Annotated in this window: 3 protein-coding genes and 1 pseudogene; 3 read left to right on the top strand and 1 reads right to left on the bottom strand. The window is 42.4% G+C overall.

Features of this window, described 5'->3' with window-relative positions:
* Window positions 1-1,292 (bottom strand): annotated as a pseudogene (locus C1E99_RS12245) (transposase); the annotation flags it as partial.
* Window positions 1,293-1,491: 199 nt separating this feature from the next.
* On the opposite strand from C1E99_RS12245, the gene galE reads away from it, so the two are divergent.
* The 3 genes from galE (at window position 1,492) to smc (ending at window position 7,064) form a co-directional block, all read left to right on the top strand.
* Window positions 1,492-2,508 carry a UDP-glucose 4-epimerase GalE gene (gene galE / locus C1E99_RS12240; protein WP_105207689.1) on the top strand — a complete coding sequence of 339 codons (1,017 nt, stop codon included), beginning with the start codon at window positions 1,492-1,494 and terminating at the stop codon, window positions 2,506-2,508.
* A 327-nt stretch (window positions 2,509-2,835) separates the two neighbouring features.
* The gene (rnc, locus tag C1E99_RS12235; protein WP_105108339.1) at window positions 2,836-3,522 is read left to right on the top strand and encodes a ribonuclease III; all 687 of its coding nucleotides are present in this window, start codon (window positions 2,836-2,838) and stop codon (window positions 3,520-3,522) included.
* 2 nt (window positions 3,523-3,524) lie between these two features.
* On the top strand, window positions 3,525-7,064 hold the full coding sequence (gene smc / locus C1E99_RS12230) for a chromosome segregation protein SMC (RefSeq protein WP_105207688.1): 3,540 nt from the start codon (window positions 3,525-3,527) through the stop codon (window positions 7,062-7,064).
* Window positions 7,065-7,289: the final 225 nt, after the last annotated feature.

Genomic DNA, 7,289 nt, shown 5'->3' with positions numbered 1-7,289 from the left:
GTTTTTGCCCAGCCTCTTTCTTTATGTTCAAGGCAATCAAAATCCGTTTTTTAAAGTTTTCAAAGTTCCTGAAACCAAAGGCATTTCTATTAATGACTTTGATGAGATTGTTGGTAGCTTCCAGTTTGGCGTTTGAATAAGGCAATTCCATGTCGTTTACAACCTTGTCTTTATCCTTTAAAAATGTCTTAAATACCGTCTGGAAAATAGGATTAACAGTGGCTATTTCCTGTTCGATGAGGTCAAAGAAATGGTCTGAGTTCTTCTCTTGGAAATGAAATAAGAGAAGCTGATAGAGTTCATAGTGCTGTCGTAGTTCCTCGGAGAAAGACAGGAGTTTTTCGAGTATTTCCTTGTTAGTCAAATGCATTCGAAACATAGGGCGATAAAATCGTTTATCGCTGAGTTTACGGCTATCTTGTTGTATCAATTTCCAGTAGCGTTTCAAGGCTCGGTATTCCTGCGATGTTCTGTCGAATTGATTCATAATTTGAATACGAACACGGTTCATAGCACGACTAAGGTGTTGCACGATATGAAAGCGGTCGAGTACAATTTTTGCATTCGGGAGTGAAACAGTCTGGGAATAGACTGTTTCAGCCTGAGCTCAGAAATAGAAGAGCGAAGGGGTTAGCAAGATGATAATAGGGACTAAACATATCCATGGTAATGACTTTGACCCGATTTCTAACCTTTCTAGGATAGCGTAGAAAGTGGTTTCGGATGGTTGCTTGAGTTCTACCGTCGAGAATGGTTATGACATTTAGGGAATTGAAATCTTGAGCGATAAAGCTCATCTTTCCCTTCTTGAAGGCATACTCGTCCCAGCTCATCACCTCAGGTAAGGTATTCCAATCGGTTTCAAACTTGAACTCATTAAGCTTTCTCATAACTGATGAAGTTGAGATAGATAGCCTGTGTGCAATATGTTTCATTGCTTGATTTTCGATGAGTAATTGAGCAATCTTCTGGTTAACAGCGACAGAGATTTGGTGGTTCTTCTTGACAAGAGGAGTTTCAGCGACCGCTATTTTTCCGCAATCTTTACACTTGAAGCGACGCTTTCTAAGGCGGATAAGTAAGGGATAGCCAGCAGTTTCTAGGTAGGGGATCTTAGAGGCTTTCTGATAGTCGTACTTAGCCATTTGTCCCTTGCATTTTGGGCATTTAGGGGCTGTGTAGTCCAAGTGACCGTGGAGTTCTAAGTGAGTCCCCATATCATATTCATCAGTGATAAGGATATTTTGGTCTTTAATTCTGAGAAAATTTGTGATAAGATTTAGTTGTTCCATATGAGTCTTTCTAATGAGTTGTTTAGTCGCTTTTCATTACAGGTCATATGGGACTTTTTTTCTACACTAAAAAGGCTCCATAATTTCCATGGTGGTTTTACCCACTACAGAAATTATAGAGCCTTTTTTGTTTACTTTTCACCCTATGTAACATATAATAGATATATAAAATTTTGTCCAAGTAAAAAGGAGAGCATACATGAGTATCTTGGTTACAGGTGGGGCTGGTTATATTGGTAGTCACACAGTTGTAGAACTGCTAGAATTAGGGAAAGATGTTGTTATCGTCGATGACTTGTCAAATGCTAGCATCTTAGTTTTAGATCGAATCGAAGAAATCACCGGCAAACGTCCTACCTTCTATCAATTGGATGTTGCGGATAAAGACGGTCTTCGACAAGTTTTCAAAAAAGAAGATATCGAGGCAGCCATCCACTTCGCAGCTTTTAAGGCAGTAGGTGAATCAGTTCAAAAGCCTGGAGCTTATTATGAAAATAATATTATGTCCATTCTCTCTCTTGTAGAAGTTATGGCAGAATTTGGTGTTAAGAAAATCGTCTTTTCATCAAGTGCTACTGTTTATGGTAGTTTGAATCCGTCACCATATCAAGAAGATATGCCTGTTGGTGTTCCAACAAGCCCGTATGGACAAACAAAAGTCATGTGTGAACAGATTCTGAGAGATATTTATGTTTCAGATAATGACTGGGCAATTTCACTCTTGCGTTACTTCAATCCAATAGGAGCCCATGAATCTGGATTGATTGGAGAAGATCCGTCTGGTATTCCAAATAACTTGATGCCTTTTGTCTCTCAGGTTGCTGTTGGTAAGCGTGAATTCCTTAATATCTGGGGAAATAAATATGATACAATTGACGGAACCTGTGAGCGTGACTATATTCATGTGGTAGATTTAGCTAAAGGACATGTAAGAGCTTTGGAAAAGCTAGATGAAGCTAACCAAGTTTATACCTACAATTTGGGATCAGGTAAAGGGACAAGCGTACTGCAATTGGTCACAACTTTTATCCAAGTAACTGGAGTAGATGTCCCTTATAAATTTGCAGAAAATCGTCCTGGAGATTTGCCATCCTTCTATGCGAATGCGGATAAAGCTTGGAAAGAATTGAATTGGAAGACAGAAAAGACAATTGAAGATATGTGCCGTGACACATGGAATTGGCAATCAAAAAATCCAAATGGATATAACGGTTAAAAGTTGAAGGTTTTCTTCAACTTTTTTGATTATGCCCAGTCTGATTTTTTCAAAGGCATTATGAGTGCCTTTCTTTTTATTGTTCTCGTAGTTACAGCCATATGAGGAGTTTGCAGTTTAAAATGTGTGTTATTGAGAGTATGATGGATTCTGTTGCATTTCCTAGTTTTATTATAGATAACAATAAGTTATATTTGAATCATTTTCTTCATTCGTAAGGCCTGAGCTACGATGAGTTGTCAATTGGAAAATGTGGTATAATATTAGGATGAAGTGAATTTGAAACTTTTGTTTCGTAAGGATTACTCTTTAGAAAGGAGTCAGATGATGAAAGATTTACATAAAAAACTTTTGGCTGATTTTGGAATTGATTTTTCGGATTTGAATTTGTTGGAAACGGCCTTTACCCATACCTCTTACGCCAATGAGCATCGCCTTCTAAAAATTTCACATAATGAACGCTTGGAATTTTTAGGAGACGCTGTTCTCCAGTTGATGATTTCCAAGTATCTCTATCAAAAATATCCTGATAGACCAGAGGGGGAAATGTCTAAGTTGCGTTCGACCTTTGTTCGTGAGGAGTCCTTGGCAGGATTTTCACGTGCCTGTGGCTTTGATCGTTTTCTTCGTCTTGGTAAAGGGGAAGAGAAGTCTGGGGGACGCAATCGCGATACCATTTTAGGAGATGCTTTCGAGGCTTTCTTAGGAGCTCTGCTATTGGACAAGGGGGAAAAGACCGTGGAGGAATTTATCCATAAGGTCATGATTCCTCGCTTGGAGAAAGGGAACTTTGAGCGCGTGACCGACTACAAGACTGCCTTGCAGGAAATTTTGCAGGTCAATGGTGAAATCGCAATTACTTATCGTGTGGTAGCCGAGTCTGGACCTGCCCATGATAAGACCTTTGAAGTGGAAGTGTCTGCGGATCACCGAGTTATTGGTCGTGGTCGTGGTCGCTCTAAGAAATTAGCTGAACAAGCCGCCGCAAAAAATGCTGTGGAGGCTAGAGGATAGGTATGTTTCTAAAATCGATTGAAATGCAGGGCTTTAAGTCCTTTGCGGATAAGACTAAGGTAGTCTTTGACCGTGGAGTGACGGCCGTAGTGGGACCGAATGGTTCTGGCAAGTCCAATATTACAGAAAGTCTGCGTTGGGCCTTGGGGGAATCTTCTGCCAAGAGCCTGCGTGGAGGCAAGATGCCTGACGTTATCTTTGCCGGAACAGAGAGTCGGAAACCACTCAATTACGCTTCTGTTGTTGTAACCTTAGATAATAGTTCAGGTTTTATTGCTCACAAAGAGAAAGAAATCAAGGTAGAGCGTCATATTTATCGGTCTGGTGATAGTGAGTACCTGATTGATGGGAAAAAAGTTCGTTTGCGGGATATTCATGATCTTTTCATGGATACTGGCTTGGGTCGTGATTCATTCTCGATTATTTCTCAAGGGCGAGTTGAAGCGATTTTTAATTCCAAACCAGAGGAACGCCGTGCTATTTTTGAAGAGGCAGCAGGGGTCTTAAAATACAAGACCCGTAAGAAAGAAACGGAAAGTAAGCTGGAACAGGCCCAGGGCAATTTGGACCGTTTGGATGATATTATTTACGAGTTGGACAATCAGGTCAAACCCTTGGAGAAGCAGGCTCAGACAGCCAAGAAATTTTTGGAATTGGAAGAGCAACGCAAGGAACTTTACCTGGATGTTTTGGTTGCTCAATTGGCGCTCGGTAAGGAAAAATTAACGGAAAAAGAAGCTGAACTCGATACCGTAAAAACTGAATTGACCAGCTACTACCAACAGCGGTCAGAATTGGAACATGAAAACCAGACCTTGAAAGAAAAGCGCCATCGTTTATCTGAACAGATGGAACGTGAACAGGCTGTTTTACTGGATTTGACCAAGTTAATCAGTGACCTGGAGCGAAAAATTGAGGTTCATAAACTGGAATCTAGTCAAAATGAATCCAGTCGTCAAGAGGCTCAAGAGCGTTTGGAAAGCATGCTGTCTAAACGGACTAGCTTAGATCAACAGATTGGGCAAAGGCAAGAAAAAATTGGACAGTTGGAGCGGTCCTTGACCAGCTTGAAAAAAGATATTGCTGCGGTGGATAAGGAAATTTCCTACTTCTCTGAAGATCCGGATCAGGTTTTGGATCATCTGCGTGAGCAGTATGTTGCCCTCATGCAGGATGAGGCGGAAGCGTCAAACCGCTTGACCAAAATCCAGCAGGATATTGCTAATCAAATCAGTCTGTCAGAAAGCAAGTCGGCAGATCTGGCACGTTTGCAGGCTGAGAAAAATCAGGCTCAAGAAGAATTGGATAAGAGCCGATTTGCATTAGAACAGGCTGATCAAGTCTTGCAGGCCTTACTTGCAAGCTATCAGACTAAGAAAGAAGAATTAGATCAGGCTCAGGCTGCCTATCAGGCTGAGCAAAGTAGTCTCTTTGACTTACTGGATTTATTGAAGGGCAAACAAGCACGTCAAGCTAGCTTGGAAGCCATCTTAAAAAATCACTCCAATTTCTACGCGGGTGTTAAGGCTGTCTTGCAGGCTTCGTCTAGTCTGGGTGGCATCATCGGGGCTGTCAGTGAACAATTGACTTTCGATACTCGCTACCAGACAGCACTGGAGATTGCTCTTGGTGGGGCTAGTCAAAATGTCATCGTTGAAGATGAAGCGACTGCCAAACGTGCCATTACCTTTTTGAAAGAAAAACGGCAAGGTCGTGCGACTTTCTTGCCGTTGACCACTATAAAGCCTCGCCAGCTTTCGGGTCAGCAACTTGCCCTACTTCAAGCCTCAGATGGTTTCTTGGGGCTGGCAAGCGACCTCGTGACCTACCAACCAAATCTAGATGCGATTTTCCAAAATTTACTGGGTACTATTGCGATTTTTGATAATATCGATCATGCCAACCAGGCGGCGCGTGCGACCAAGTTTCAGGTCCGTATGGTGACTATGGATGGTGCAGAAATTCGTCCAGGCGGTGCCTTTGCGGGTGGTAGCAATCGAAACAACAGCACCACTTTTATCAAACCTGAACTCGATGCTCTTTTAGGAGAAATAGCAGAGCTGTCTAGCCAGTTGAAAGAGCAAGAAAACTTGGTGGCGACTAAGAAGACAAGTCTAGACCACGTCAGAGAAAGTTTGGAAACCATCAAGACTGAGGGGGAAGAGGCCAGACTGAGCCAGCAGAGTGCAAGGATTCATCAAGAACAGGCAGAAAATCGTCTAGCTCAGGTGACAGCTCAGTATGACTTACAAATGAGCCAGGTCAGCCCAAGCATTTTGACTGAGTTAGAAGATGAAGCAAGCAAGGAAGAAATCAGTCTTCAAACCTTGACGGAGAAAAAACAAGCCTTAGACAATCAAATCAATCAGGTGCGTGACAATCGAGACAGCATCCAAGAAAGTCTGCAAAAGCTACAAAGTCAGAAAGGTCAACTGACCTTGGAGCAGGCAGAAGTTTCTAGTCAGCTGCGCTTTGAACAGACAGACCTCGATCGTTTACAGGACGAAAAAGGGACAACTGAAAAGGAAATCTCTATACTGGAAGATCTGATTAGCCAGAAGGATGTGGCCCTAGAAGATACCAGTATTGAGGTTTTGGAAGAACAATTACAGGCTGCGATTGATAAGCAAAGCCAAACCAATCAGATTCAAATTCGCTTGAAATTTGAGTTGGAAGATATTGACGGTCAGTTTGAAGACTTGGAAGGTCGTTTGGAGCAGGCTCGGACTAAGAATGATGACCTCATTCGCAAACAGGCTAAGTTAGAAGCAGAATGTGAGCAAGCAGGAGATAGATTACGGACCTTGCTAGGCAATTTGACTGAGCATTTCAAAGTGAGTTTTGAAGAAGCCCAGTCACAGGCCAAGGAAGTTGAGAATTTGCCTCTTGCTGAACAAGGTCTGAAAGACTTGGAACGTTCTATTCGCGCTCTCGGTCCTGTCAACCTGGATGCCATTGAGCAGTATGATGAGGTTAACAACCGTCTCACCTTCCTCAATGAGCAACGAACAGACATTTTATCTGCGCGTGATTTGCTCTTGAACACTATTCATGAAATGGATGACGAAGTCAAGGAACGCTTCAAAGTCACATTTGAAGCCATTCGCGAAAGCTTCAAGCAGACTTTCAGACAGATGTTTGGCGGTGGTTCTGCGGACTTGATTTTGACGGAGCAGGATATTTTGACTGCGGGTGTGGAGATTTCTGTTCAGCCTCCGGGTAAGAAAATCCAATCGCTCAACCTCATGTCAGGTGGCGAAAAGGCCCTCTCGGCCCTCGCTCTGCTATTTTCCATTATCCGTGTCAAGACCATTCCTTTTGTCATCTTGGACGAGGTGGAGGCGGCCTTGGATGAGGCCAATGTCAAACGTTTCGGAGACTATCTCAATCGCTTTGACAAGGACAGTCAGTTTATCGTCGTGACCCACCGAAAAGGGACAATGGCGGCGGCGGATGCTATGTATGGGGTGACCATGCAGGAATCTGGCGTGTCCAAGATTGTTTCTGTTAAACTGAAAGATGTGGACACTTTTACAGACTAAAATAGGAAAACTTGGAAATTTCCAGGTTTTTTCCTTTAGGAAAAAGGCTCTTTGTCAACTGTAGTGGGTAGATGAAAAGCTAACACCTAGAGAGAACGAACTTCGTTCTCTCTCAGATTGCAGACAAACATCGTTTTGGTGTTTGTCTTTTTTACTGTTTTTAGGGAAAAATAGCTGTTTTGGTGCTTAAACCACCTCATCTGGACAAAATAAAAAGGCCTTCTT

It is taken from the genome of Streptococcus suis (assembly GCF_002964045.1).
Taxonomy (GTDB): Bacteria; Bacillota; Bacilli; order Lactobacillales; family Streptococcaceae; genus Streptococcus; species Streptococcus suis_U.
This window is presented reverse-complemented; position numbering and strand designations above follow the sequence as displayed.

What these genes read in the sequence shown, in the direction of transcription:
- galE (WP_105207689.1), top strand. Translation starts at nt 1,492, where the DNA reads ATGAGTATCTTGGTTACAGGTGGGGCTGGTTATATTGGTAGTCACACA.
- smc (WP_105207688.1), top strand. Translation starts at nt 3,525, where the DNA reads ATGTTTCTAAAATCGATTGAAATGCAGGGCTTTAAGTCCTTTGCGGAT.
- rnc (WP_105108339.1), top strand. Translation starts at nt 2,836, where the DNA reads ATGAAAGATTTACATAAAAAACTTTTGGCTGATTTTGGAATTGATTTT.